Annotated in this window: 1 protein-coding gene; it reads right to left on the reverse strand. The window is 52.5% G+C overall.

Features of this window, described 5'->3' with window-relative positions; genetic code table 11:
• On the reverse strand, positions 1–419 hold a 419-nt coding region (locus K0040_RS20080), incomplete at its 3' end, for an ATP-binding protein (RefSeq protein ID WP_228110450.1).
• Positions 420–478 lie beyond the last annotated feature (59 nt).

Below are 478 nucleotides of genomic sequence, written 5' to 3' on the forward strand. Positions count from 1 at the left end.
GCCCTTTCGCCTACAAGCGTATTCATTGCGACATGATTCAGGTTCGTCAGCATCCCTACACTGCGTAATGATGACGTTCTGCGGTCAACAATCTGATTAAGCGTGACTTGCTCATTGCGCGTATCCCGCTGCATGCCAATTTCATCCAGGACCAGCAAATCCACCTCGCAAAGCTCCTGTAAAAATTTTTCACCTGATTTGCCGTTGTCGTAACTGTCGTGCGACACACTCATGACATCAGACACAGTGATGATAATTACGCTGCGCCCCTTCTCCCTCAGCGGATTGCCTATCGCCGCCGGGTGGTTTTTCCCTGTGCCAGGTCGGCCACTGAAAACAAAATTCGTACAGCCGCCTTCCAGCTCTGCCGCAATGGATTTCGCCTGACTCAGGGCATGGCGCTGACCATCGTTCTGCACCTGGTAGTTACCGAACGTACACTTCCAGTGAAGCGGCTGGATACCGGAGCGGTCAATGA

Origin of the sequence: Terrisporobacter petrolearius, from assembly GCF_020748185.1 — a bacterium.
Lineage (GTDB): Bacteria > Bacillota > Clostridia > Peptostreptococcales > Peptostreptococcaceae > Terrisporobacter > Terrisporobacter petrolearius.